Here is a 25,006-nt window from a genome sequence, read left to right on the forward strand (position 1 = left end):
GCACACACCCCCGACGGACCGACCGCGGGACATACCGGTCGGTCGGTCGTCCGAGCAGAGAGACCGTCCAGTACCTAAGCTGGCACCGTGGGTGAACCGACCGGCCGCCGGGCGCGCAAGAAGGCGCAGACGCGGGCGCACGTGCGGGCGGTGGCCCACGAGCTGTTCGCCGAGCGCGGCTTCGACGCGGTCACCATCGCCGACGTCGCCCGCCGGGCCGACGTCGCCGTCCAGACGGTGTTCAACCACTTCTCCACCAAGGAGGAGCTCTTCTTCGACGGGCGCACCCCGTGGGTCTCCGGCCCGGCCGACGCGGTGCGCCACCGGGCTCCGGCCCAGTGCCCGCTCGCGGCGCTGACCGGGTACCTGAGCGCGTTCGTCCGCGACCGGATCGTGGCCCTGGACGACCCCGCGCACCGGCGCCACGTGCGGCTCGTCGCCGAGTCGGCCGCGTTGCGCGCGCACGAGAGCCACCTGGTGAACGAGTGCGAACGGCTGCTCGCCGAGGCCCTGGCCGAGGCCTGGACCGACCCCGGCCCCACCCACGACGGCCTCGTGCTGGAGGACCCGGGCACCACCGCCGCGCTCACGGCCGCCACGTGGCTCTCGGCGGTCCGCGCGCTGCTGCTCCGGCACCGGCCGGCGGTCGCCTCCGGTGCGGACGCCGCACAGGTCGGCGAGGAGCTGGGGCGCCTCGCCGACCAGGTGCTCGCCGGGCTCGCGGAGACCGCCGACCACTTCCTGCGGCGGCTGCGCGCTGCCGGGGCCGGTCCGCAGCCCGCGCACCAGGCCTGCTGAGCCGGCTGCCCCCGCGGAGCAGCTCAGGCGGCGACGATCTCGCCGACCGGCCGCAGCAGCGGCAGCAGCACCTCGTCGGCGACGAACTCGACCTGCTCGGGCGTCAGCGGCTCGGCCATGCGGTAGCGCTGCCACCAGAAGGCCTCGAGCACCGAGGCGAGGAGCCGCAGCCGCTCGAGCCGCACGGGCTCCCCGCGCTGCTGGGCGCGCTCGCCGAGGGTCTGGACGGCGGCGGCCAGCGGCCGGACGAGCGCCTCGTCGAGCCCCGCGCGCAGCTCCTCGTCGTGCCGGGCCGCGCCGACCAGGCTGGCGACCGCGCGCTCCTCGCGGTCCAGCGGCCGCGTCCAGCGCTCGGTGAGCAGACCCAGCAGGTCGGCGCGCAGCGATCCGGCGTCCTCGGGCAGCACCACGAGGTCGAACCGGCTCACGGCGGCCCGGGCCATCGCCGACATGGACGGCCACCGGCGGTAGATGCCGGCCTTCCCCGCGCGGGCGCGGGCAGCGATGCGGTCGCTGTTCAGGCGCCCCCAGCCCTCGTCGGCCAGGATGTCGACGGCCACGGCGAGCAGTTGCTCGGACAGCTCGGCGCTCAGCGGGCGCCCCGGCGTCCCGCTCACGACGCGATCCCGTCACGGCTTCTCATATGCACCGGCACATCCTGACTCCCGGACGGGGCCACCACAACGATCTCGATCATGAAAAGGACGGATGAGTCGCCGCGCAGTCCCATCACGACCGGTCGACCGCCCTGCTCAGGCCCCCGCGGCGCTCTCGACGTGCACCTGGAGTTTCGCGCCGTCGTCGGACAGCCAGCCCTGCGCCCGGGCCCCGGCGATCATCTCGTCCCACCGCGTGGTCCAGTTCCCGGCCGTCGCCCGGGGCTCCGCGGCGGCCCGCAGCGCGGCCACGTCCAGGAACGCCGTCTCGGCGTCCTGCAGCCGCCCCAGGCCGGACCGCTCGAGCGCCTCGGCCGCCTCCTCGTCGGTGACGACGCCCAGGGCCAGGTGCAGGCTGCCCAGGTCGTCGACGTCGACCACCCGTGCCTCGGGGCGCTCGTCGGCGCCCGTGACGATCTCGACGATCATGCGGTCCTCCTCGTTCAGACGTGCCAGGGGAAACGGGTGAAGTCGGGATCGCGCTTCTCCAGGAAGGCGTCCCGGCCCTCGACGGCCTCCTCGGCCATGTAGGCCAGCCGGGTGGTCTCCCCGGCGAACAGCTGCTGGCCGACCAGGCCGTCGTCGATCAGGTTGAACGAGTACTTCAGCATCCGCTGGGCGGTCGGCGACTTGGCCACGATCTTCCGGCCCCAGTCCAGGGCGGTCGCCTCCAGCTCCGCGTGCGGGACGACGCGGTTGACCATGCCCATCGCGTGGGCGTCGGCCGCGGTGTACTCCTCGCCGAGGAAGAAGATCTCTCGCGCGAACTTCTGGCCGACCTGCCGCGCGAGGTACGCCGAGCCGAAGCCGCCGTCGAAGCTGCCGACGTCGGCGTCGGTCTGCTTGAACCGGGCGTGCTCGGCGCTGGCGAGGGTGAGGTCGCTGACCACGTGCAGGCTGTGCCCGCCGCCGGCCGCCCAGCCGGGGACGACGCAGATGACCACCTTGGGCATGAACCGGATCAGCCGCTGCGCCTCGAGAATGTGCAGCCGGCCGCTCGACCCCTCGCTGTGCTCGTAGCCGTACCTGCCGCGCACCCGCTGGTCACCGCCCGAGCAGAAGGCCCAGCCGCCGTCCTTGGGGCTCGGCCCGTTGCCGGTGAGGAGAACGCACCCGACGTCGGTGGACAGCCGGGCGTGCTCCAGCGCGGTGATCAGCTCGTCGACGGTCTGCGGCCGGAAGGCGTTGCGCACCTCGGGCCGGTCGAAGGCGATGCGGACGACGCCGGCGTCCACGGCGCGGTGGTAGGTGATGTCGGTGAAGCCGAAGCCCTCGACCGGCGCCCACGCGGAGCTGTCGAAGATCTCGGAGACGTCGTCGCGGGCGCTCATGCGCCGAACCTAACCCGCGGTCGGGGGCGGAGCAGCGCCGTCCCCGAGGAGGGGCCGCAGCCGGTCCAGGGAGGCGGCCAGCCCCGGGTGCAGCACCACCGCGGACAGCCCCGCCAGCGGCACCCAGGCCACGCCGTCGCTCTCGCCGTCCAACCGGAGCTCCACGGCCTCGAACCGGCGCACCGGCCGGGCGAGCACCGTCGTGTAGGCCCAGCCGCCGTGGTCGTCGACCGACTGCGCGCCCAGGACGACGTCGGCCGCGGTGAGCCCCAGCTCCTCCCGCACCTCGCGCAGGGCGCCGTCGGCCGGGGCCTCGCCCGCGTGCAGGGCACCCCCCGGCGTGCCCCACGTGCCGCCGTGGTGGGACCACCAGGCGCGGTGCTGCAGCAGCAGCTCGACGCCGTCCGGGCCGTCGCGGTGGATCAGCAGACCGGCCGCGCCTGCGCGCCCCCAGTGGCGGTGCCCCTGGTCGCAGGCGGTCCAGCCGTCGGTCGAGGAGAGCACGTCGGCCAGTCAACCCGGTCGCGCGCCGCCGCGCCCGGCCCGGGTGCGGGACCGGGCCGCCCGGCCGCCGCTGATGGCGACCGAGTGCGCAGATGGTCAGTTTTCGGCACGGGAATGGCGCGTCTGCGCACACTGTCCTGACGCGAAGCGCTAGCCGGCCCAGCTTGGACCAGTCGAAGGTTGCGTGACGCGGCACTAGTTTCCTGAGGACGACATCGGAACCCCGGAGGACGAGCGCATGAGCACCACGACGACCATGGCCGAGCTGAACAAGCTCACCGGCACCGAGCTGGGCACGAGCGACTGGTACGAGGTCACCCAGGAGCACGTGAACCTCTTCGCCGACGCGACCGGCGACCACCAGTGGATCCACGTCGACGTCGAGCGCGCGGAGAAGGAGAGCCCCTTCGGCGGGCCGATCGCGCACGGCTACCTCACCCTGTCGCTGCTGGCCTCGCTCTCGTCGCAGGTCCTCGCCGTGACCGACACCGTGATGGGCGTGAACTACGGCCTGAACAAGGTGCGCTTCCCCTCCCCCGTGCCGGTGGGCTCCCGGGTCCGGCTGACCGCCACCCTCACGTCGGTCGAGGAGGTCACCGGCGGCCTGCAGGTGACGCTGGGCGCCGTGATCGAGCGCGAGGGCGGGGCGAAGCCGGTCTGCATCGCCGAGCCGGTCTTCCGCTACTACGGCGGCTGAACGCCGGGTGCGCATCGCCGTCTTCACCGGGTCGCACGCCGGCCCACCGGCCCACGCGGACGCCGCCGCAGCCTTCGCCACCGGGCTCGCGCGGGCCGGCGTCGGCATCGTCTACGGCGGCGGCCGCGTCGGGCTGATGGGGATCGTCGCCGACGCCGCGCTCGCCGCCGGCGGTGAGGTGGTGGGCGTCATCCCGCAGCACCTCGTCGACGACGAGCTGGCCCACCCCGGGCTCCCGAGCCTCGAGGTGGTCGCGACCATGCACGAGCGCAAGGCGCTGATGGCCGACCTCGCCGACGCCTTCATCGCCCTCCCCGGCGCCGCGGGCACCCTCGAGGAGCTCTTCGAGGCCTGGACGTGGGGCATGCTCGGGCTGCACGCCAAGCCGGCGGCGCTGCTGGACGTCGGCGGCTTCTGGCAGCCGCTGCTGGCCCAGCTGCGCCGCATGGTCGACGACGGGTACCTCGACGCCCGGCGGCTGGAGGCGCTCGGGGTGGTGCACGACGCCGCCGGCCTGCTGCGCTTCGTCGAGGGCTACGTGCACCCGCCGCGCAAGTGGACGGCGCCCTCGTCGTCCTGACCGCGGCAGCCTCACCTAGCGTCGGGCGGGTGGAGCACTGGGACGTCGTCGTCGTCGGAGGGGGGCCGGCCGGCGCCGCTGCCGCCCTGGCCGCCCGGCGGGCCGATCCGGCCGCCCGCGTCCTGGTGCTGGACCGGGCCGGCTTCCCCCGCGACAAGGTCTGCGGTGACGGCATCGCCGCCGAGGCGTTCGACGTCCTGGCCGGCCTGGGGGTGGAGCCGGCCACCGTCACCGACGGTTTCCCCGCCGTCCCGCGGCTGCGGCTGACCTCGCCGCGCGGGACCACCGTCGAGCGGGCCACCGAGCGCCCCTCGCACGTCATCCCGCGCGCGGTGCTCGACGCGCGTCTCATCGGGGCGGCCCAGGACGCGGGGGCGGTGCTCCGCCGTCAGCAGGTGCGGCAGGTCCGCGTGCGCCCCGACCGCGTCGAGGTGGACGGGTCCGTCACCGCCGGGGTGCTGATCGGGGCCGATGGCGCAGAGTCCGTGGTCCGCCGCGCGCTGCGGGTGCGGCGCAACGCGCCCACCGAGCTGGCCGTGGCGCTGCGCGGGTACGCCCCCGAGCTCCCGGGGCAGGCCGGGGTGCAGGTCATCGTCACCACCGAGCAGCGCTGGCCCGCCTACGCCTGGTCCTTTCCCCTCGGCGACGGGCGGGCCAACGTGGGCTACGGGGAGCTGGTGTCCGGGGGTGCCAGCCGGGCCGGCCTGGAGGACGGGCTGCGCCGCCTGCTGCCCGGCGTCGCCCCCGACGCGCTGCGTGCCCACCGCCTGCCGCTGAGCACCGGGAGACCGCGGCAACCCGACGGCCGGGTGCTGCTCGCCGGCGACGCGACCGCGCTGATCAACCCGCTCACCGGCGAGGGCATCTTCTACGCGGTGCTCTCGGGGGCCCTGGCCGGCATGGCCGCCGGTGCGGGCGCGGAGGCCGGCGCGGCCTACCGGAAGGCGCTGGGGCGCCGTCTGGGCCGGCACCTGCGGCACTCCACGACGGCGTCCTGGCTCAGCCGCCGGCCGGCGCTCATGGATGGGGTGCTGCGCTCGGCCGGCGCGCGGCAGCAGGTGTTCGACGACGTGGTGCGGCTCGGGCTGGCCGACGGCCGGCTCACCCTGCGGGCGCTCGCCGGAGCGGCGCGCCACCTGCCGAGGACCTAGCGGTCCTGGACGCGCCGGACCGGGCGGGCCTCGAGTCGGTCTTCGTGGCCCGCCGGACCTGGCACGGGGTCAGGAGATGCCGCGGAAGAAGGTGCGGATGTCGTCCGCGAGCAACGTGGGCTCCTCCATCGCGGGGAAGTGACCGCCCTCGGTGAACTCGCTCCAGTGGCTGATCGCGTTCCACGGGTCCATCACGCGGCGCATGAGCGGATGGGTGTCGAACACGGCCCATCCGGACGGCACGTCGGCGGCCATGGCCCAGTCGAGCCCCGAGCGCTCGCCCTCGTAGTAGAACTGCGCGCTCGACGCGCCGGCGCGGGTGAACCAGTACAGGCTGACGTTCGCGAGGAGCTGGTCACGGTCGACCGACTCGTCCGGCGTCCGGTACGCGCCGCTGGTCCTGGTCCTGAACTTCTCGGCGATCCACGCGAGCTGCCCGGCCGGCGAGTCGGTGAGTGCCGCGCCGATCGTGTCGGGACGGTGGTTCTGCATCTCGAGATACCCGCGCTCGGCCGCAACCTCGGTGCGCACTGCCTCGACCTGGGCGATCTCGTCATCGGACAGGCCGTCGGGGTAGGGGAACTTGTCGCCGACGAACCCGAGCAACCGGCCGTCGCAGCCGACATGCGTGCCGATGACACGCTCCGGGTAGCAGGCCGCGAGTCGGCCGGTGACGCCCGAGCCGATATCGGTGCCGTGGGCCGCGAACCGCTCGTACCCGAGACGCGCCATGATCTCGGTGTATGCCTCCGTCGTCCGCGCCAGCTCCCAGCCGGTCCCTGACAGCGGGGTGGAGAACCCGAAGCCGGGCAGCGACGGGATGACCACGTGGAACTCGTCGGTCAGCAGCGGGATGAGTCGCTGGTACTCGACGAACGAGCCCGGCCAGCCGTGGTTCAGGATCAGCGGGGTGGCCTCCGGGTTCGCCGATCGCGCGTGGACGACGTGGAACGTCTGGCCGTCGACGACCGTCGTGAACTGTTCGTGCTCGTTGAGCTTCGCCTCCTGCGCACGCCAGTCGAACCCGTCGCGCCAGTACTCGGCGAGCTCCTCCAGGTACACCAGCGGGATGCCGCGGCTGAAGTCGGTGCGATCGTCTCGGCCGGGCACGGGGATCGGCCAGCGCGTGTGTGCCAGCCGGTTCCGCAGGTCGTCGATGTCGGCCTGCGGGATGTCGATGCGGAAGGGTGTGAGTGCCTTGTTCTCGTCCATGACGTCGACGTTCCCAGGCAATGCGGCAGGTCAGCTTCCGCAATTGCTGGATGATCGGGAACGTGTTGGAGACCTCGGCCCGCCTGCTCCAACTGCTGTCGTTGCTCCAGCTCAAGCGCGACTGGACGAGCTCCGAGCTCGCCGGCCGGCTCGGTGTGAGCACGAGGACTGTGCGCGCCGACATCGGCAAGCTGCGGTCGCTCGGGTATCCCGTGGAGGCGCGGCCAGGCGTCGCGGGCGGGTACCGGCTGTCCGCCGGGACGGCGATGCCCCCATTGCTGCTCGACGACGACGAGGCCGTCGCCGTCGCGGTCGGACTGGGTGTGGTCGCGACCCAGAGGCTCGGCGTCGAAGAGACATCGCTCACCGCGCTCGCGAAGCTGGAGCAGGTGCTGCCCTCGCGCCTGCGTCGGCGCGTCGAGGCGGTACGCGAGGCGACGAGCGTCGTCCCAGGGGCCGAGCCGCCGCTCGATCTCTCGGTTCTCGGCGCGGTCGCTGCCGCGATCCGCGGTCACGAACGGCTCCGGTTCGGGTACACGAAGCCCGGGGGCAGCGAAGGGGCCCGCCACACCGAACCTCGACGGCTGGTGAGCTGGGGGCCGCTCTGGTACCTGCTCGCATGGGATCTCGACCGTGACGACTGGCGGATCTTCCGTGTCGACCGCATGCTCCCGCACGCACCGACGGGTGCGCGGTTCCGGCCGCGTGTGCTCCCGGAGGACGATGTCGTCGAGTACGTCGTCGGACGCGTCAGCAAGGCGGCCTGGAAGTACCGCGCCCGGGTACTCGTGCATGCTCCCGCCGCCGAGGTCGCCGCGAAGATCCCCGTCCCGGTCGACATCGAGGTGGTCGACGAGTCCACGTGCCATGTCGAGCTGGGTTCCGACGACCCGGACCGGCTCGCGCTGTGGATGGCACAGCTCGACGTCGACCTCGAGGTGATCGACGGAGACGAGCTCGCGGTGGCGTTCGATCGCCTCGCGACGAGGTTCCGCCGCGCGGCGGGTGGCGCATCCCCGACGTGAATCTCGGCCGCCGGTCATTCGACGATGTCGTCGAGGGAGGTCTCCGCCAGGGTCGCGAATGCCTCGACGGCTTCGCCGGCTTCTTCCCTCTGCAGCGTCCGTCGGTGCTCCGCCGGCTCCCGGGTCAGCGCACCGCCGTCACCAGGGGGACGCCGGAGGCCCCGAAGGTCTGGACGACGAAGCCGAGCTCGGCCAGCGTGTCGGCCAGGGCGGCGTCCATGAGCTCCTGCACCGCCTCCAGGGCCGCGTCGCCCCGCGAGAGCTGCACGCCCATCCGGTCGTGGGTGCGCCAGCTGACCAGGACCCCGCAGGAGGCGGTCTCGGGCACCAGGCAGACCCCGCCGGACGTCCCGGCCCCGGCGGCGTCGTGCAGCGGCAGCCCCGCCTCGACCAGCGCCGCGGCGACCTCCACGACCAGGGTGGTCAGCGGGTCGGTGTCGGTGAGCAGCGCGTCCCAGTCCTCGGGGAGCCGGTCGAGCTGGTCGCCGAGCTCGGCCAGCCACGCCCGGTCCGCCGGGGAGGGCCGGGGGGCGACGCTGCCGTCGGCGCGCGGGGCGCCGTAGACCGAGACGGCCGCGAGCCCGCCGGAGAGCGCCGCCCAGTCGGCGTCGATGCGGTCGTCGAACGGGCCGGCCAGCACCTGCGCCCCCTCGTCGACCAGCCACCAGGCGTGCGCGGTGCCCGGGGCGGCGACGACCGGGCGGGCCGGGGCCTCGGCGGGCCGGACGGCGACGGCGACCGCCTGGGGGCGCCGCGGCCCGTCCCCACCGCCGGCGGGAGCGGCGGCGGCGCGACGGCCGGCCGGGTGGGTGCCCGAGGCGCGCGCCGCCGCGCGCTGGGCCTGCTGGCCGGCGGCGGCGCGGGCGTGCTCGTACCGCGCGGTGGAGCTGGCGCCGAGCGCGACCACCACCGCCGTGCAGAGCAGGAAGCCCAGCACCGCCGCGGCCGGCCACAGCAGCATCGTGCCCATGATCACCTGGGGACTCCTCCGTGCGCGCGTCGCGGCCGGGGAAGGTGCCGCGATCACGGGAGAAGTTACGGCGCACCGACCTCCCCATCGGCGGGTTCGACGCCACTCCGGAACGCCCGTCACCCGATCGTTGCGACCGCCCCCGCGACCGTCCGGTCACCCCTCCCCCGACCCGCCGCCATGTCGACATGGGCGGCCCTGACCTGGGCATATGCGGTCCGCACGACCTCGGTCACCCCGGTGGGCGCGCCAGCTGGGCATGTCGCGCGGGCGGCGGGTGCGGGCGCGGGCCCCGGCACGCGGAACGGCCCGCCGGCGGGTGCCGACGGGCCGTTCGCGTGGTGCGCTACCGGGTCAGTTGACCCGCACCTGCATGAGGGCGCCCTGCGCGCTCATCCCGGTGACGGTGATCGTCGTGCCCGTCTTCGGCACGTCGACGCCGGTCCAGCCGTTGGCGTCGGGCTGCTCGCCCGGCGCGACCCACCAGTCCAGCGTGTCGTCGAACGTCCGGACGGCCGGGAGGCCGCCGACCTTCTGGCCCACACCGGTGTCCGGGTCGTGGAGGGTGATCTTGTCGGTCGGCTGGAGCCCGAAGGTGGAGTCGTAGGACTGCACCCGCGCGCGCCAGCTCTCCCCGTTGGTGCGGTCCTCGCCCTCGTCGTCGGTCGGCTCGTAGAGCAGGCCCGGGTGGGCGTCGACCGGCAGGAGCAGGCCCGCGCCGGGGTGGGTGCCGACGTTGTTGTCGTTGTACTGGGTGTTCCAGTAGCTGATCAGCAGACCGTCCTGGTAGGGGAAGTGCTCCACCCAGTTCGGCCGGCGCGGGTCACCGAAGTTGTACGGCCCCGTCTTCAGCCCGGTGTCGTAGCCGGTGTAGGCCCGGTTCTCCAGGATGTAGGCGTTGAAGTACGAGTTCGTCGTCGTGCCCGTGGTCACCTCGAAGCCGTCCAGCGTCCACTCGGTCACCGAGGCGTCGTCCACGGCCACGGCGTCGACCTGCAGGCCGGGCTCGGTCGCCGCGCCGTCGGTCCAGTAGCGGAAGCCGATCAGCGCGCCGTCGGGCACGTCCGCCAGGCTCGCCGTCAGGTCCACCCACTCGCCACCCGTGGTGCCGGTGATGCCCTGGCCGAAGTTCTGGCCGTTGGGGTCGGTCGTCGTCGACAGGTTCGTCGGGATCGAGGTGAAGGTGCTGCCGCCGTCGGTGGAGTACACGGCGTAGGCGTAGTCCCAGTCCTGCTCGATCTGGTAGCTGACCTTGGCGGTCAGCTCACCGGCACCGGCCGGCTTGGCGGCCAGCATGCTGCGGTCGAGGTTGTCGCCCGAGCCGGAGTACCAGAAGTCCTCGCCCTCGAACGGCGTGCCGATCGTCGCGGTGACCTCCTTGTCCGGGAGGACGACGACGGCGGCCTGGTTCTCCTTGGAGTTGTAGGCGGACGGGCCCAGGCGCAGGTTCGCGCTCTCGCCGGGCGCCACGACCTCGTAGTCCAGCCAGCCGAGCTGCAGCTTCTCCCAGGCACCCATGTGGATCGGCTGGGTGCCGATGCCGTCCTGCGGACGACCCGAGCTGCCGTAGGAGCCGGAGCTCATCAGGGTCCAGAAGGCGGTGCTGTTCTCCGCGCCGCCGCTGTTGCCCGAGGTGTCGTAGAGGTCGGGCAGACCGAGGTCGTGGGCGAACTCGTGGGCGAAGACGCCGACGCCGCCGTTCTCGGGCTCGACGGTGTAGTCACCGATCCAGTACTTCGAGCCGCCGACCGGCGCACCGCCCAGCGGGTTGACCGCCCCGTTCACGGTCGGGCCGGCGACGCCGATCCGGCTGGTCTGGTTGTACCAGCGGTGGCTCCAGATGGCGTCGTCGCCGAGGACGCCGCCGCCGACCTCCTCGCCCTCACCGGAGTGCACGGCCTGGAAGTGGTCGATGTAGCCGTCGGCCTCGTCGAAGTTGCCGTCGCCGTCGGAGTCGTAGCGGTCCCAGACGTCGAACTGCGAGAGGTACGCGTCGATCTGCTCCGGGGTCTTGCCCGAGGCGATCTGCCCGTCGTACCAGGCGGTGGTCGAGTCGTTGATGAAGCCCCAGACGGCGCTGTCGCCCAGGTCGTTGTCGCCGTAGGAGGCGCCGGTGCCCGGCACCCGCACCCAGTCCTCGACCTCACCGGTGACGGTGTAGCGGCCCGAGGAGAGCTGCTCGTAGAAGTTCGCCACCGAGTTGACGCCGGGAGCGGTGCTGTAGAGCAGGGTGTCGAAGTAGCCCTGGGAGAAGTCCGGCGTCCAGATGGTGGTGTTGTCGACCGACCGCTTGGGCTCGGGGATCGAGTTGTGCGGCAGGTCGCTGAACTCGCCGAGGACGGTCCAGATCGCGTCGCTGTCCTCCTGGGCCAGCTCGACGTAGCGGCCGCGGGCGACCTCGACGACCTTGTTGTTGCCACGCGGCGTGGCCTGCCCGGTGAGCACCTGCTCGAGAGCCTCGGCGCGCAGCTCCTGCTGCGTCTCGGCGAGCGGGTTGGGCAGGTCGTGCGCGCGCTGAGGCGTCGCGGGGGCGTCTTCAGCGGGGGGTGCGGCGGAAGCCGTCACGGGAACCGCCATGACCAGGGCGGCGCCGGCGACGACGGCCAGAGCTCTCTTCAAGGATGCGTCTCCTGGGTCAGAGGAAGACCGTCCAGCCGACCGGCGGGGAGCCACCGGCGGCCCTCGCGGGCGGTCGGCCGGGACGTTAGGTGAGCCTCGCAACTCTGTCCACAGAGCGGTACGGACCGGTCACGCACCGGATGGAGCCCGGTGATCGACAACTCCCGGGGCGACCTGCTTCTTTACCTTTGCGAAACAGTTTCGGAACCCTCGGAATCGACCCTGCAGTGTCTCAGCCAATGGGACGCAAGGCGCTGATCTGAGACCCTCACCACAGCCAGCGGGGGGTGGGACCGCCGCGGATGACGAACGCCCGGACCCACGAATCGTGGGTCCGGGCTGTGCCGATGTCGTGCGACATCACACGGCGGAGGGCGTGGGATTCGAACCCACGAAGAGGGGTTACCCCTTAGCGGTTTTCAAGACCGCCGCACTAGGCCACTATGCGAGCCCTCCTGGCGCCGTCGAGGCTAGTGCGTGCCCCGGCCGGTGCGCGGGGCGGCGGGTCGCGGGCCCTGTCCGGTGCGCAGGCCGCCGCGGCGGTACACCGTGACACGAGCGCGGTCGCCCCCGGGAGTCCGGCGGCCGCCCTCCGGAAGGGCGCCGGGTCGCCGCACGTCGAGATACGGCGGAGCGGGCGTCGCGGACCGATCGGGAGCCCGATGTGGCGGATCTCGGCGACAGCCCCGCCGGTTCGCGGGACCGTTCCGGGGAGTGGAAGTCGGGCTTCGTCATGCCACGGGAGTGTGCCTAGCGTCACAGGACCCCGGATCCGCACCAGCGAACGGAGCTCGACGCCATGAACCCCAGCGCACGGCACGCACGGAAGGGGCTCGCGGCCGGCTGCGGCCTCGCCGCAATGCTCGCCCTCACCCTGGCCGCACCGGCCCAGGCAGCGCCGCCGCAGGGCGAGCCCACCGTGATCAGCGATCTGGCCTACGGGCCCGCGACCCCCGGCAACCTGCTCGACCTGCACCTGCCGGCCGCCCGCGGGAAGGGCGAGCTGCCGCTGGTGATCTGGCACTCGGGCTCGGCCTGGTTCAGCAACGACGTCAAGACCGGCGAGCAGGCGTTGGACGTCGTCGAGGAGTTCACCGGTCGCGGCTACGCCGTCGCGGCGATCAACGTGCGCTCCAGCTTCGACGCCCGCTTCCCGGCGCAGGGCCACGACGTCCGCGCCGCCGTCCGCCACCTGCGGGAGAACGCCGACGAGTACGGCCTCGACCCGGACCGCTTCGCGTTCCTGGGCAACTCGTCGGGCGGCTGGTCGGCCGCGTTCGCCGCGACCACGAGCGACATCCTCGAGCTTCCCGGTGAGACCGGCGTGGACGGCACGTCCAGCGCCGTCCAGGTCGCCGTGCCGTTCTTCCCGCCGACGGACTTCCTCTCCATGGACACGTTCGCGGCGGCGAACGACCTGCCGATGGCGCCGGGGATCTACCCCCACGACGCTCCCGGGTCGCCCGAGAGCCGGCTGATCGAGTGCCCCGGCGAGGTCTTCCCGACCCAGCTGGTGAGCATCCAGGCCTGCCCGGCGGAGACCGAGGCGGCCGACCCGAGCAGCTACATCGAGGGCGACGAGATCCCGATCTGGGTGCTCCACGGCCTGGCCGACGCGCTGCTGCCCTACAACCAGAGCCAGCTCGTCTACGACACGACGACGGCCGCGGGGAACGAGGCCCGGTTCACGCTCGTGCCGGGCGCCGGCCACTCGGTCGACGAGGTCCTCGGCGCCCGGGAGTCGACGACGTGGCTCACCAACGCCTTCGGCCGCGAGCGGGTCGTCCACCGTGCCTCCCCGACCTGGCACGACATCGACCGGTTCCTGCGCCTCGGCTTCGCCCAGGCGGAGCGGGCCGGCCGCTGACGTCGTGGGACGGCGTGCGCCCGGGCCGGTAGGTGGCCCGGGCGCACGCCGTTCGCCGTCGACGAGAGGCGTCCGCCGGCACCCGACTTCGCGGAGGTCGGGCCCCGGACGGCCCTCTGGGGACCTACTTCCCGGAAGTCGGGCAGCGGGCCGACCTCGGCGGCGTCAGAACCCCGAGTGGTCGGGGGCCGCCGGTGCGGGGCCGGTCACCGGACTCGCCGCCGCCGGTTGCGCGGTGTCCGCGGCGTCCTGCTCGTCCTTGGCCCGGTGGATCTGCTCGTAGACACGCGCCCGCAGCTCGGCGAAGCGCGGCGAGGAGCGGGTGGTGAGCTGGTCGCGCTCGTCGGGCAGGTCGATGGTGAGGTCGTCGCGGATCACCGTCGGTGAGTTGGAGAGGATCAGCACCCGCTGGCCGAGGTAGACCGCCTCGTCGATGTCGTGCGTGACGAACAGCGTGGTCACCTGGAACCGGTGCCAGAGGTCGCGGATGAGGTCCTCGAGGTCGGCGCGGGTCTGCGCGTCGACCGCCGCGAAAGGCTCGTCCATGAGCAGCACGTGCGGCTCGTAGGCGACCGCGCGGGCGATGGCCACCCGCTGCTGCATGCCGCCGGAGAGCTGCCACGGGTACGCCGCGTGCGCCTCCGCCAGGCCCACCGCGGCCAGCGACTCCTCGACCAACTCCTTCCGGCGGGCCGCCGGCAGCTTCTTCTGCTTGAGCGGCAGCTCGACGTTGTCGCGCACCGTCATCCAGGGGAAGAGGCTCCGCCCGTACTCCTGGAACACCACGGCCATGCCCGGCGGCGGGCCGTTCACGACCTCGCCCTCCATGCGGACCTCACCGGAGGTGGGCTCCAGCAGGCCGGACATGATCTTCAGCAGCGTCGTCTTGCCGCAGCCGGACGGGCCGACGAGGCACGCCAGCTCACCCGCCGGGAGGGTGAACGTCAGGTCGCGGACGGCCTCGACCGTGCGGTCCTTGCTCTCGTAGACCTTCTGGATGCCACGGACGTCGAGCACGGGGGTTCCCCTTCCGGGAGATCGCGGAGGTCAGGAGGAGCGCTGGGCGCGGCGCAGGCCGTGGTACCAGGCGAGCTGCCGGCTCTCGACGAGGCGGAACAGCAGCGACAGCAGGAAGCCGAGCAGGCCGAGCATGAGCATCCCCGCCCACGTCTCGGGGATCGCAAAGCTGCGCTGCGCCTGGACGACGGCGTAACCCAGCCCGTTCTCGGCGGCGAACAGCTCGCTGATCACCATGAGGATGATCGCGACCGAGAGCCCCTGGCGGAGTCCGGCGAAGATCTGCGGGCTGGCACTGGGCAGCACGAGGCGCCGCAGCCGCGACCACCCGCGGAGGCCGTAGACCCGGCCGGTGTCGCTGAGCACCTCGTCGACGGCCCGCACGCCCTCGACGGTGTTCAGCAGGATCGGCCACATGCAGCCGAAGGCGATGACGACGATCTTCATGCCGTCACCCAGGCCGAACAGCAGGATGAAGATCGGCACGAGCACCGGCGGCGGGATGGCCCGGAAGAACTCGAAGACGGGCTCGGTCAGCGCCCGCACGGTGCGCGAGGTGCCGATGAGCACGCCGAGCGCCAGGGACACCACGACGGCGAGCGCGTACCCGGCGGCCAGCCGGTAGAGGCTGGGCCAGACGTCGGCGGCCAGCCGCGGGCCGAACCACTCCTCGACCAGGCTGTCGAGGATCTCCGACAGCGGCGGGAAGAAGAAGCTCGTGCTGCCGGCGCTGGCGAACCACCAGGCGGCGAGCAGGATCACCGGCAGGCCGAGGGTCATCGCGACCCGGCGCAGCACGCTCACGCCGCCACCTCCGCTCGCTGGGACGGGTGCCACGACAGCGCCCGCCGCTCGACGGCCCGGAAGACCAGGTTGACGATCACGCCGAGGATGCCCGTGGTCACGACGATCGCGTAGGCGGCCACGACCGCGCCGCTGCTCTGGGCCGTGGCGAGCAGCTGACCCAGCCCCGGCGTGCCGATGACCAGCTCGGCGGTGACCGCGAGGATCAGCGCGACCGCGGCGCCCAGGCGCAGGCCGGTCATGACGTAGGGCAGCGCGGTGGGCCAGGTGACGTACCGGACCCGGGCCCAGGGGCCGAGCCCGTAGGCGCGGGCGGTGTCCTGGGCGACGGGGTCGACGTCCTGCACCCCGTAGAGCACCTGGATGAGGATCTGCCAGAACGACGCGTAGACGACCAGCAGGAGCTCGCTCTCCAGGTCGTTCCCGTACAGCAGGACGGCGATCGGGATGAGCGCCACCGACGGGATCGGCCGCAGGAACTCGATCGTGGACGCGGAGAACTCCCGGGCGAACCGGAACGTGCCCAGCAGCAGCCCCAGCAGCACGCCGGCGACCGCGGCGACGGCCAGGCCGATCGCCCAGCCCTTGAGGGTCTCCAGGACCGCGGTCCAGAACTCGGGCCGGCCGAACTGCGCGACGAGCTCCGCGCCGATCTCCGACGACGGCGGGAACCAGCGCCGCGGGACCAGGCCGATCCGCGGGGCGAGCTCGACCAGCGCGACCAGGGCGAGCAGGCCGAGCAGCCCGAGGGCCCAGGTCGGCACGGGCCGCCGGCCCGCTCCTGGGGAGCGGGCCGGCGACGCCGGACCCGTCGGCGTGCGGGTGGCGGTCGAACCGGTCACGGCAGCAGGGCGTCCAGGTCCGGAGCCTCGTCGAGCAGCCCGTCCTCGACCGCCAGGTCGGAGAGCGTCTGCACCGAGTCGCGGTTGATCTCGGCCGGCCAGGCCGGCAGCGTCATCGCCTCGGCGATAGCCGGGTCGATCTGGGTGTACTCACCGAGGATCTCGCGGACGGCGTCCGGGTTCTCCTGCGCGTACTCCAGCGACTGCGCCATCGCGTCGCTGAAGCACTCGACGGCCTCGGGGTTCTCCTGGGCGTACTGCTCGCTGGTGAAGTACGCGGCCACGGTGAGGTCGTCGGCGGTGTCGACGAAGTTCGAGGCCACCACCTGCGCGCCGGCGTCGGTGGCGACGGCCACGAACGGCTCGACCACCCAGGCGGCGTCCACGTTGCCCTGCTGGAGGGCGGCGGCCATCTCCGGGAACGGCAGTTCCACGAAGTCGACGCTGTCGGGGTTTCCGCCCGCGGCACGCACCGACTCGCGCACCGTCGTCGTCCCGATGTTGTTCAGCGTGTTGACCGCCACGGTCCGGCCGGCCAGGTCGGCCGGACCGGTGATGCCGCTGTCGGGGCTGGCGACCACGGCGCCGAAGTCCGCACCCTGCTCACCCGTGGAGGCGACGCCGTTGGCGACCACCTGCAGCGGCAGGCCCTCGCTCGCGGCGAGCAGCAGCGAGGTGATGTTGCTGAAGCCGAACTCCGACTGACCGCTCACCACCGCGGGGACGATGGCGGCACCGCCCTGGCCGGTCTCGAGCGTGAGCTCGAGCCCGCACTCCTCGAAGAAGCCCTGCTGCTGACCGAGGTAGATCGGCGACACGTCGACGATCGGGATGACCCCGACCGACACCTGCTCCAGCCCGCCGCCCTCGCCGCCGGCACTGGTGCCCGGCTCGTCGTCCGAGCCGCCGCAGGCGGCGACGAGCAGCAGGGGGGCGGCCACGAGCGCAGCCACGGTGCGACGCATGGGATCTCCTTCGATCGACGACCGGGACGTCCGAAACCGTTCGCTCTGCGAACGGCTGTGTGCTCTACGAACGCTCGCACGTGGGTGTGGTCACGTCAATCGGTCGTGACCGGACCGTCATCGGTACGCACTGCGCACTAGTGTTCAGCATGCGCACCGTAAGGTGTGGCCGCTCACCATTCTCGGACAGGAGCGTGCGCCGTGACATCCGTGCCCGACGAGCGTCCGGCGCCCACCCGCGACGGCACGTTCGTGCAGTCGCTCGACCGCGGCCTCGCCGTGATCCGTGCCTTCGACGCCGAGCACCCGCGCCTGCAGCTCAGCGAGGTCGCCCGGGCCACCGGGCTGACCCGGGCGGCGGCCCGGCGCTTCCTGCTGACCCTCGTCCAGCTGGGTTACGTGCGCGCCGAGGGACGGGAGTTCTCCCTCCGGCCCCGCGTGCTGGAGCTCGGCTACTCCTACCTCTCGGGGCTCACCCTGCCCGAGGTCGCGCAGCCGCACCTGGAGGCGCTCGTGCAGCGGGTGGAGGAGTCCTCGTCCCTGTCGGTCCTCGACGGCGACGACGTGGTCTACGTCGCGCGGGTGCACACCAAGCGGATCATGACCGTGATGATCACCGTCGGCACCCGGTTCCCCGCGTACGCGACCTCGATGGGGCGGGTGCTGCTCGCCGGGCTCCCCGACGACGAGCTGGCCGCCTACCTCGACCGGGCCCGCCTGGCACCGCTCACCGGGCACACCGTCACCGATCCCGGGGTGCTGCGGAAGGTGCTCGACGAGGTGCGGGAACGCGGCTTCGCGATGGTCGACCAGGAGCTGGAGGAGGGCCTGCGCTCCGCCGCCGCCCCCGTCCGCGACCGGTCCGGCGCCGTCGTCGCGGCCGTCAACCTGTCGGTCAGCGCCAGCCGCACCTCGCCGGCGAGGCTCGAGCACGAGTACGTGCCGCCGCTGCTGGAGACCGCCGCCCAGATCGGGCACGATCTCGGCCGCAGCACCCGCTCGTGACCGCCCCCGCCACCCGGCGGCGCACCGCCTGGCGGCTGGCGCTCCCGGCCGCCGCCCTCGTGCTGGTCGCGCTGTGCCTGCGCGCGCCGTTCGCCGCCGTCGGCCCGCTGCTCGCCGAGCTCGGCGACGAGCTGACCCTCTCCACCGGCGCGCTGGCGGTCGTCACCGCGCTCCCGCTGGTCTGCTTCGGGCTGGTCTCGCCGTTCGCGCCGGCCCTGGCCGCCCGGCTGGGGGTGCACCGGGCCGTGCTGCTCGGCGTCGTCGCGCTGGCGGCCGGCATCGTGCTGCGGCTGGCCGGCGTCCCGGGGCTGTTCGCGGGCACGGTGCTGCTCACCGGCGGCATCGCCGTGGCCAACGTGCTCCTGCCGGCCGCGGCCCGCGCGGAGTACGGCAACCGCAGCGCCGTGGTGCTCGGGATGATCGTCGCCGCCATGGCCGCCTCGGCGAGCATCGGCGCGGGGCTGGCCCAGCCGCTGGCCGCGGCCGGTGGCAGCGCCGTCACCGGCCTGCTGCTGTGGGTGGTCCCGGTGCTGGCGGCGCTGCTCGGGATGGCCGCGCTCACCCGCGCGCGCCGGGCGGTCCCGCCCCCGCCGGCGGCCCCGGCAGGCGCCCGCACCGCCGTGCTCCGCGACCGGGTGGCGCTGGCGGTGACGCTCTTCTTCGGGTTCCAGTCGCTGTCGTTCTACGCGATGCTCACCTGGCTGGCCGAGGTGCTGGAGGCCGAGGCCGGCGTCTCGCCGGTGGCCGCCGGCGGCCTGCTGGCGCTCGCCGCCGCGCTGGGCCTCCCCGCGTCGCTCGTCGTCCCCCCGCTGGCCGCGCGCCGCCCGGGCCAGGGCGCGTGGGTGCTGGCCGGCACGCTCCCGGTGCTCGCCGGCATCACCGGCCTGCTGGTCGCCCCGGCGGCCGCCCCGCTGCTGTGGACCCTGCTCTACGGCGTCGGCACCGGCATCGCCTTCCCGCTGGCGATGACGCTGATCCTGCAGCGCACCCGCGACGTCGGCCAGACCGGACGGCTCTCGGCCTCCGCGCAGAGCGTGGGGTACCTGGTGGCCGCGACCGGGCCCCTCGCCGTCGGGCTGCTGCACGAGGTGACCGGCGGGTGGGCGCCCGGGCTCTGGCTGCTGCTCGCCGTCGTGGTCGCCCAGCTCACCGTCGGGCTGGCCGCCGCCCGCCCCCGGCTGGTCGGCGAGTCGGTCTGAGCCCCGCCCGACGTCGGGCGCCGGTGCGGAGTGCAACGCACCGGAACCGGCCACCGGCGCTCGCCGGCGCCGGTCAGGGGTCGGCGGTGACGCCCTCGGGGGTGCGGGTGACCGGCGTGCCCTCGACGCCGTGCAGGTGGCAGGCCGCGAGCTGGCCGGGGGCGCCGGCCGGCTGCAGCGCCGGGTCGACGTCGTCGCACGGTTCGAACACGTACGGGCAGCGGGTGCGGAACCGGCAGCCCGAGGGGACGTCGGACGGCGAGGGGACGTCGCCGCGCAGCACGATCCGCTCCCGCGCCCGCTCCTTGGCCGGGTGCGGCACGGGCACCGCCGACAGCAGGGCCTGGGTGTAGGGCATCTGCGGGTCGCTGCCCACGGCTGCCGCCGGCCCGATCTCCACGATCCGCCCCAGGTACATGACGGCGATCCGGTCGGAGATGTGCCGGACGGCGGAGAGGTCGTGGGAGATGAACAGCAGCGTGAGCCCCAGCTGCCGCTGCAGCCGGCGCAGCAGGTTGAGCACCTGGGCCTGCACGCTCACGTCGAGGGAGGCGATCGCCTCGTCGCACACCAGGAAGTCCGGCTCGCCGGCCAGCGCCCGGGCGATGCCGACGCGCTGGCGCTGACCACCGGAGAACTCGTGCGGGTAGCGCCCCGCAACCGCCGGGTCCAGGCCGACCAGCTCCAGCAGCTCCGCGACGCGGGTGGCCCGCTCCCGCTTGCCCGAGCGGAGCCCGTGCACCTCCAGCGGCTCGCTGACGGTCTGGGCGACGGTGCGCCGCGGGTCCAGGGAGGCGAACGGGTCCTGGAACACCATCCCGGCCCGCCGGCGCATCTCCTTGAGCCCGCGGCGGTCCAGCGAGGTGACGTCGGTGCCGTCGAAGGTCACGCTGCCCCCCGTCGGCGGCACCAGCCGCAGCAGCGCGTTGCCCAGTGTGGACTTCCCGCAGCCGGACTCGCCCACCAGGCCGAGCGTCTCGCCGCGCAGCACGTCGAGGTCCACCCCGTCGACGGCGCGCAGCACGCCGGCCGCCTTCCCCTTGCCGCGTACGGGGAAGTGCACCTCCAGCCCGCGGGCGGAGACCAGGACGTCACCCACGGGGCACCTCCTCCTCGGCGCACCAGGTCGCCGCCCGGTGCGGCAGCCCGGCACCGTCGCCCGCGTGCGCGCCGGAGGCGGTGGCGCCGCCCGGCCCGGCCGCCGCGGCGCGGGAGACGACCGCCAGCGGCGGCTGCTCGGTCTCGCAGCGCGGATCGGCCCGCACCGGGCAGCGCGGCCAGAAGACGCAGCCCGGCGGGAGGTCGGTGGGCGGCGGCGGCAGCCCCGGGACGGCCGTGAGCTCGGGCACCTCGCCGTCGGGGCCCACCGGCGCGGCGAGGTCGGGCAGCGAGCCGAGCAGCCCGCGCGTGTACGGGTGCGCCGGGCGCTCGAGGACGTCGTCGACCGTGCCGTCCTCGACGCACCGGCCGCCGTACATCACCAGCACGCGGTCGGCGATGCCGGCGACCACGCCGAGGTCGTGGGTGATCCAGATGACGCCGGTACCGTGCTCGTCCTGCAGCTTCTCGACCAGGTCGATGATCTGCGCCTGCACCGTCACGTCCAGCGCCGTGGTGGCCTCGTCGGCGATCAGCAGCGACGGCGAGTTGCTCAGCGCGATCGCGATGACCACCCGCTGGCGCATGCCGCCCGACAGCTCGTGCGGGTAGCGGTCCAGCGCCCGCTCGGGGTCGGGGAGCCCGACCTCGCGCAGCAGCTCAGCCGCCCGCCCGCGCGCCGCCTGCTTGGAGACGTCGCCGTGCGCGCGGATGCCCTCGACCAGCTGCCGGCCGATGGTGAGCACCGGGTTGAGCGACGTCATCGGGTCCTGGAACACCATGCCCGCGCCGGGGCCGCGCACCTGACGCAGCCGCTGGGGGGGCATGGTCAGCAGGTCCTCCCCCTGCAGCACGGCGCGCCCGGTCACCGTGGCCACCCGGGCGGGGAGCAAGCCGAGCAGCGCCAGCACCGAGACGCTCTTGCCGCTGCCCGACTCCCCCACGACGGCGACGGTCTCCCCCGCGCCCACGGTGTAGCTCAGCCCGTTGACGACGTCGGCCGGGCCGCGCGGGGTGCGCAGCCGCACCCGCAGGTCCTCGACCTCCAGCACCGGCGCGGTCACGCGTTCCCCCCGGTCTCCGCGGCGGCCGCCGCCCCGGCCGCGCGGGAACCCCCGGCCATCTGGGTGCGCTGGCGCGGGTCGAGCACGTCGCGCAGCCCGTCGCCGAGCAGGTTGAAGCAGAGCACGGTCAGGAAGATCGCCATCCCCGGGAAGAACGCCAGCCACCAGGCCAGCTCGATGAAGCCGCGCCCCTCGGCCAGCATCAGGCCCCACGAGGGGTTCGGCGGCTGGGTGCCCAGGCCGAGGAACGACAGCGCCGCCTCGGCCAGCACCGCGAACGCCAGGCTGATCGAGGTCTGCACGATGATCGGCGGCGCGGCGTTGGGCAGGATGTGGCGGGTCAGGATCCGCCAGTCCGAGGCCCCCACCGACCGGGACGCCCGCACGTACACCTCCTCGCGCACGCCCAGCACGCTGGCGCGGGTGACCCGGGCGAAGATCGGCGTGTAGACGATGCCGATGGCCAGCGCGGTGTTGCCCGAGCCGGGCCCGCGGACGGCGAGGACGGCGATCGCGAGCAGCACGGCCGGGAAGGCGAAGAGCATGTCCATGAACCGCATCAGGACGTCGTCGACCCGTTTGCCGTAGTAGCCGGCGAGCAGGCCGATCAGGGTGCCGACGACGAGCGCGAACCCGACCGCGAGGAAGCCCACCCGGAGCGAGACCGAGGCGCCGAGGATGACCCGGCTGAGGATGTCGCGGCCGAGGTCGTCGGTGCCGAACGGGTGCTCCCAGCTGGGCGGCTGGAGCCGGTCGGTCACCGAGATCTCGTTGGCTCCCTCGCTCGCGAACGTGTCGTCGAAGACCGCCACGACCACGATGAGCAGCAGCACCACCGAGGCGATCGCCGCCGTCGGGTTGTGCGCCAGCAGGCTCAGCGTCTCCTGCCAGCGCGGGCGGGCCGGGCGCAGCGTGGGCGGCGGCCGCGACTCCCGCTGCGGCGAGCCGCCCGGGGGCTCCTCGGGGGTCTCCGGGCGGCGCTCGCCGTCCGGCTCCTGGTAGGGCGGCGGGCCCGGTGTCGGCTGGATGCTCATGGCAGCAGGCCTCGGCTGTGGGTCGCCCGCAGGACTCGGCGGTAGGTCATCGCCGGATCCGGGGGTCGATGGCGGAGTACAGCAGGTCGACGACGAGGTTGATCACCAGGAAGACCAGCGCGAACAGCAGGATCGCGCCCTGCAGCACCGGGTAGTCGCGCGCCTGGACCGCCTGCAGCGCGAGCTGCCCCAGCCCCGGCCACGAGAAGACGATCTCGACGACGACCACCCCCGAGAGCAGGTAGGCCAGCTGCACGCCGGTCACCGTGACCAGCGGCAGCAGGGCGTTGCGCAGGACGTGCCAGGTGAACACCTGCCGGGTGCCCAGCCCCTTGGCCTGCGCCGTCCGCACGTGGTCGGCGCCCAGGGCCTCGAGCACGCTGGACCGGACGAACCGGGTGATCACCGAGCCGGAGACCACGCCGGTGACCAGCGCCGGCATGAGCAGCCGCTGGAGCCAGGCGCCCGGGTCCTCGGTCAGCGGGACGTAGCCGCCCGAGGGCAGCCAGCCCAGCGTCCCGGCGAAGACCAGGATGAGCACGATGCCCATCCAGAAGTCGGGCACCGAGATGCCGAACTGGCTGATCACGGTGGCCACCCGGTCGACCAGCGACCGGGGGCGCAGCGCCGAGACCGTGCCCAGCGGGACGGCGATGAGCAGCGCCACGAGGATGGAGGCGAACGCCAGCGTCAGCGTGGCCGGCAGCCGCTCGGCGATCTGGGAGGTCACCGTCTCCCCGCTGCGGAAGCTCACCCCCAGGTCGCCGGTGAGCGCCCGGCCGAACCAGCCGAAGAACTGCTCGACCAGCGGCTGGTCCAGTCCGGACCGCTCGCGCAGGGCGTCGTAGCTCTCCTGGGAGAACCGCGTGCCCAGCGCGAGCCGCACCGGATCGCCCGGTACCAGGTGCACCAGGCCGAACACGATGACGCTCACCCCGGCGAGGACGACCGCGGACTGGCCGATCCGCCGGAGGACGTAGCCGGTCAGGGGAGCTCCACGTCCTCGAAGTTGATCGCCTTGTCGGGCCGGATCGTGTAGCCGGTCAGCCCGGGCGCCCAGGCCTGCACCACGTTGGGGTTGTAGAGGTACAGGTAGGAGACGTCGTCGACGATCATCCGCACCGCCTCGTTGTAGAGCTCCTTGCGGGTGTCGCGGTCGGTCTCGCTGGAGGCCGCCTGCAGGAGCCGGTCGACCTCCGGGTTGCTGTAGCCCTGGTAGTTGTTCACCCCGTCGGTGATGTGCTGCGAGTGGTAGTAGTCGAACGGGTCCAGGTTGCCCAGCCAGCCGAGCATGAAGGCGTCGAAGTCACCCTGCGCCTGCCGGTCCAGCCAGGTCGCGAAGTCCACCGTCTGGACGTCGACGGTGATCCCGATCGGCTCGAGCTGGCTGGCGATCACCTGGGCGGCGGTCACCGTCTCGGGGAACTCGTCGGTGACCATCAGCCCCATCTCGATGGGGAGCGCGACGCCGGACTCCTCCAGCAACTGGCGGGCCGCTTCGGCGTCGGCCTCGAACGGCGCGTAGTCCGAGGCGAAGAAGTTGCCCTCGGGGATGGCCGTCTGGTTGGCCTGCGCCGCGCCGAAGCGCGCCGCCTCGGTGACCGACTCCCGGTCGATCGCCGTCGCGATCGCCTGGCGCACCAGCGGGTCGGCGAACGGCTCCCGGGCGAAGTTCATCGACATGTACCAGTAGTCGACGCTCGGGATGCTCTCCAGCTGGACGTCCTCGTTGCCCTGGAGCGACTCGATCTGCTGCGGCGGCACGTTGTCGGTCCACTGCACCTCGCCGTTCTCCAGCGCGGTGAGCGCCGCCGCCGGCTCGGTGATGTAGCGGAACTCGACGCCGGCGAGCTCCGGCGCACCACCCCAGTAGTCCTCGTAGGCGGCCAGCTGGGTGCTGCTGGCGTCGAAGCTCTCCAGCGTGAAGGGCCCGGTGCCCACCGCCTCCGTCTTGAGGTCGTACTCCTCCGCCGCCCCCTCGGGGAGGATCGCCATGCCCTTGAAGCCACCGATCAGCGCCGGCAGGTTGGGCGTGGGCTGGGAGACCGTGATCTCCACCGTCTGCGGGTCGACCGCCTCCACCGACTCGACGTTCTCGAACCGGTAGGCGTTCTGGAGATCCTCGTCCATGATCCGGTTGTAGGAGTAGACGACGTCGGCGGCGTCGAACTCGCTGCCGTCGTGGAACGTGACGCCCTCGCGCAGGGTGAACGTCCAGGTGAGCCCGTCCTCGCTGGTCTCCCACGACTCCGCCAGGCTCGGCACCATCGTCAGGTCGTCGGGGCTCGGGACGACCAGGGTGTCGTAGACGTTCTCCAGCACCTGGAAGCTCGGATAGGCGCTGGTGGCGTGCGGATCCAGCTGGTCGGGCTGGGCGCCGACCGCGGCGACGAGGGTGTTGTCCCCACCCCCACCGCCGCCGTCCACGCCGGTGTCGACGCTCTCCCCACCGCCGCTGCACGCACTGAGGGCGAGCGCACCGACGGCGCCCAGGGAGATCAATCGGGTGGTGCGCACGGGAACCTCCGAGGTCGGGGCAGGTCGTCCACCTCGACCTTGCTCCCGTAC

At 73.4% G+C, this 25,006-nt stretch carries 24 protein-coding genes and 1 tRNA gene; 8 read left to right on the plus strand and 17 right to left on the minus strand.

Annotated features, from left to right (window positions below; translation table 11 throughout):
• Window positions 1-87: 87 nt before the first annotated feature.
• A complete protein-coding gene (locus BMW62_RS15290; RefSeq protein WP_091932226.1) occupies window positions 88-798 on the plus strand; it encodes a TetR/AcrR family transcriptional regulator in 711 nt (236 codons plus the stop codon).
• A gap of 23 nt (window positions 799-821) precedes the next feature.
• Here the strand turns inward: BMW62_RS15290 and BMW62_RS15295 are convergent, their stop codons facing one another.
• From BMW62_RS15295 to BMW62_RS15310, 4 genes are all read right to left on the minus strand, one after another.
• Window positions 822-1,415: a TetR-like C-terminal domain-containing protein gene (locus tag BMW62_RS15295; RefSeq protein WP_091932228.1), complete on the minus strand. Its 594-nt coding sequence runs from the start codon at window positions 1,413-1,415 to the stop codon at window positions 822-824.
• 135 nt (window positions 1,416-1,550) lie between these two features.
• Complete coding sequence (locus BMW62_RS15300) at window positions 1,551-1,883, minus strand: hypothetical protein (protein ID WP_091932230.1); 333 nt, start codon at window positions 1,881-1,883, stop codon at window positions 1,551-1,553.
• Window positions 1,884-1,897: 14 nt separating this feature from the next.
• Window positions 1,898-2,785, minus strand: coding sequence for a 1,4-dihydroxy-2-naphthoyl-CoA synthase (locus BMW62_RS15305; RefSeq protein ID WP_091932232.1), 888 nt, complete (start codon window positions 2,783-2,785; stop codon window positions 1,898-1,900).
• Between the two features lie 9 nt (window positions 2,786-2,794).
• Window positions 2,795-3,289 carry an NUDIX domain-containing protein gene (locus BMW62_RS15310; RefSeq protein ID WP_091932233.1) on the minus strand — a complete coding sequence of 165 codons (495 nt, stop codon included), beginning with the start codon at window positions 3,287-3,289 and terminating at the stop codon, window positions 2,795-2,797.
• Between the two features lie 238 nt (window positions 3,290-3,527).
• On the opposite strand from BMW62_RS15310, the gene BMW62_RS15315 reads away from it, so the two are divergent.
• From BMW62_RS15315 to BMW62_RS15325, 3 genes are read left to right on the plus strand one after another with little or no spacing between them, the layout of a single operon-like run.
• Entirely contained in the window at window positions 3,528-3,986 is a 459-nt protein-coding gene (locus BMW62_RS15315; RefSeq protein ID WP_091932235.1) for a MaoC family dehydratase, read from the plus strand.
• 7 nt (window positions 3,987-3,993) lie between these two features.
• Window positions 3,994-4,566 (plus strand): LOG family protein, encoded by a 573-nt coding sequence (locus BMW62_RS15320; protein WP_091932237.1) that lies wholly within the window; start codon window positions 3,994-3,996, stop codon window positions 4,564-4,566.
• 29 nt (window positions 4,567-4,595) lie between these two features.
• Complete coding sequence (locus tag BMW62_RS15325) at window positions 4,596-5,717, plus strand: NAD(P)/FAD-dependent oxidoreductase (RefSeq protein WP_091932374.1); 1,122 nt, start codon at window positions 4,596-4,598, stop codon at window positions 5,715-5,717.
• 69 nt (window positions 5,718-5,786) lie between these two features.
• Here BMW62_RS15325 and BMW62_RS15330 read toward each other — a convergent pair whose 3' ends face one another.
• Window positions 5,787-6,929: an epoxide hydrolase family protein gene (locus BMW62_RS15330; RefSeq protein ID WP_091932239.1), complete on the minus strand. Its 1,143-nt coding sequence runs from the start codon at window positions 6,927-6,929 to the stop codon at window positions 5,787-5,789.
• Window positions 6,930-6,949: 20 nt separating this feature from the next.
• On the opposite strand from BMW62_RS15330, the gene BMW62_RS15335 reads away from it, so the two are divergent.
• Window positions 6,950-7,954, plus strand: coding sequence for a helix-turn-helix transcriptional regulator (locus BMW62_RS15335; protein ID WP_211435148.1), 1,005 nt, complete (start codon window positions 6,950-6,952; stop codon window positions 7,952-7,954).
• Window positions 7,955-8,078: 124 nt separating this feature from the next.
• Here the strand turns inward: BMW62_RS15335 and BMW62_RS15340 are convergent, their stop codons facing one another.
• The 3 genes from BMW62_RS15340 to BMW62_RS15350 all read right to left on the minus strand — a co-directional run bounded on the left by BMW62_RS15340 (window position 8,079) and on the right by BMW62_RS15350 (window position 11,999).
• Entirely contained in the window at window positions 8,079-8,924 is an 846-nt protein-coding gene (locus tag BMW62_RS15340) for a hypothetical protein (protein ID WP_244524074.1), read from the minus strand.
• A gap of 354 nt (window positions 8,925-9,278) precedes the next feature.
• A complete protein-coding gene (locus BMW62_RS15345; RefSeq protein ID WP_170852413.1) occupies window positions 9,279-11,543 on the minus strand; it encodes an immune inhibitor A domain-containing protein in 2,265 nt (754 codons plus the stop codon).
• Window positions 11,544-11,911: 368 nt separating this feature from the next.
• Window positions 11,912-11,999: transfer RNA gene (locus tag BMW62_RS15350), tRNA-Ser, on the minus strand.
• 343 nt (window positions 12,000-12,342) lie between these two features.
• On the opposite strand from BMW62_RS15350, the gene BMW62_RS15355 reads away from it, so the two are divergent.
• Window positions 12,343-13,410 (plus strand): alpha/beta hydrolase, encoded by a 1,068-nt coding sequence (locus BMW62_RS15355; RefSeq protein WP_091932241.1) that lies wholly within the window; start codon window positions 12,343-12,345, stop codon window positions 13,408-13,410.
• Window positions 13,411-13,575: 165 nt separating this feature from the next.
• On the opposite strand, the gene BMW62_RS15360 is transcribed toward BMW62_RS15355, so the two are convergent.
• From BMW62_RS15360 to BMW62_RS15375, 4 genes are all read right to left on the minus strand, one after another.
• Window positions 13,576-14,427, minus strand: coding sequence for an ABC transporter ATP-binding protein (locus tag BMW62_RS15360; protein ID WP_091932243.1), 852 nt, complete (start codon window positions 14,425-14,427; stop codon window positions 13,576-13,578).
• Between the two features lie 30 nt (window positions 14,428-14,457).
• Window positions 14,458-15,231, minus strand: a complete 774-nt coding sequence (locus tag BMW62_RS15365) for an ABC transporter permease (RefSeq protein WP_244524068.1) — start codon at window positions 15,229-15,231, stop codon at window positions 14,458-14,460.
• A complete protein-coding gene (locus BMW62_RS15370) occupies window positions 15,228-15,995 on the minus strand; it encodes an ABC transporter permease (RefSeq protein ID WP_170852414.1) in 768 nt (255 codons plus the stop codon). Before BMW62_RS15370 ends, BMW62_RS15365 begins: the two co-directional genes overlap by 4 nt.
• A 74-nt stretch (window positions 15,996-16,069) precedes the next feature.
• Window positions 16,070-17,038 (minus strand): ABC transporter substrate-binding protein, encoded by a 969-nt coding sequence (locus BMW62_RS15375; RefSeq protein ID WP_091932247.1) that lies wholly within the window; start codon window positions 17,036-17,038, stop codon window positions 16,070-16,072.
• A gap of 201 nt (window positions 17,039-17,239) precedes the next feature.
• Here BMW62_RS15375 and BMW62_RS15380 point away from each other — a divergent pair, with 201 nt between their 5' ends.
• Window positions 17,240-18,043 carry an IclR family transcriptional regulator domain-containing protein gene (locus tag BMW62_RS15380; RefSeq protein ID WP_091932249.1) on the plus strand — a complete coding sequence of 268 codons (804 nt, stop codon included), beginning with the start codon at window positions 17,240-17,242 and terminating at the stop codon, window positions 18,041-18,043.
• Window positions 18,040-19,242, plus strand: a complete 1,203-nt coding sequence (locus tag BMW62_RS15385) for an MFS transporter (RefSeq protein WP_091932251.1) — start codon at window positions 18,040-18,042, stop codon at window positions 19,240-19,242. Before BMW62_RS15380 ends, BMW62_RS15385 begins: the two co-directional genes overlap by 4 nt.
• Before the next feature lie 73 nt (window positions 19,243-19,315).
• Here BMW62_RS15385 and BMW62_RS15390 read toward each other — a convergent pair whose 3' ends face one another.
• From BMW62_RS15390 to BMW62_RS15410, 5 genes are read right to left on the minus strand one after another with little or no spacing between them, the layout of a single operon-like run.
• Window positions 19,316-20,341 carry an ABC transporter ATP-binding protein gene (locus BMW62_RS15390; RefSeq protein ID WP_091932253.1) on the minus strand — a complete coding sequence of 342 codons (1,026 nt, stop codon included), beginning with the start codon at window positions 20,339-20,341 and terminating at the stop codon, window positions 19,316-19,318.
• Window positions 20,334-21,404 carry an ABC transporter ATP-binding protein gene (locus BMW62_RS15395; protein ID WP_091932255.1) on the minus strand — a complete coding sequence of 357 codons (1,071 nt, stop codon included), beginning with the start codon at window positions 21,402-21,404 and terminating at the stop codon, window positions 20,334-20,336. The genes BMW62_RS15390 and BMW62_RS15395 overlap by 8 nt, the downstream gene beginning before the upstream one ends.
• Window positions 21,401-22,438, minus strand: a complete 1,038-nt coding sequence (locus BMW62_RS15400; protein ID WP_091932257.1) for an ABC transporter permease subunit — start codon at window positions 22,436-22,438, stop codon at window positions 21,401-21,403. Before BMW62_RS15400 ends, BMW62_RS15395 begins: the two co-directional genes overlap by 4 nt.
• A 46-nt stretch (window positions 22,439-22,484) precedes the next feature.
• Window positions 22,485-23,426: an ABC transporter permease gene (locus tag BMW62_RS15405; protein WP_091932259.1), complete on the minus strand. Its 942-nt coding sequence runs from the start codon at window positions 23,424-23,426 to the stop codon at window positions 22,485-22,487.
• On the minus strand, window positions 23,423-24,955 hold the full coding sequence (locus BMW62_RS15410) for an ABC transporter substrate-binding protein (RefSeq protein ID WP_091932261.1): 1,533 nt from the start codon (window positions 24,953-24,955) through the stop codon (window positions 23,423-23,425). The genes BMW62_RS15405 and BMW62_RS15410 overlap by 4 nt, the downstream gene beginning before the upstream one ends.
• Between the last annotated feature and the right edge of the window lie 51 nt (window positions 24,956-25,006).

Source organism: Blastococcus sp. DSM 46786 (assembly GCF_900109665.1).
GTDB lineage: Bacteria > Actinomycetota > Actinomycetes > Mycobacteriales > Geodermatophilaceae > Blastococcus > Blastococcus carthaginiensis.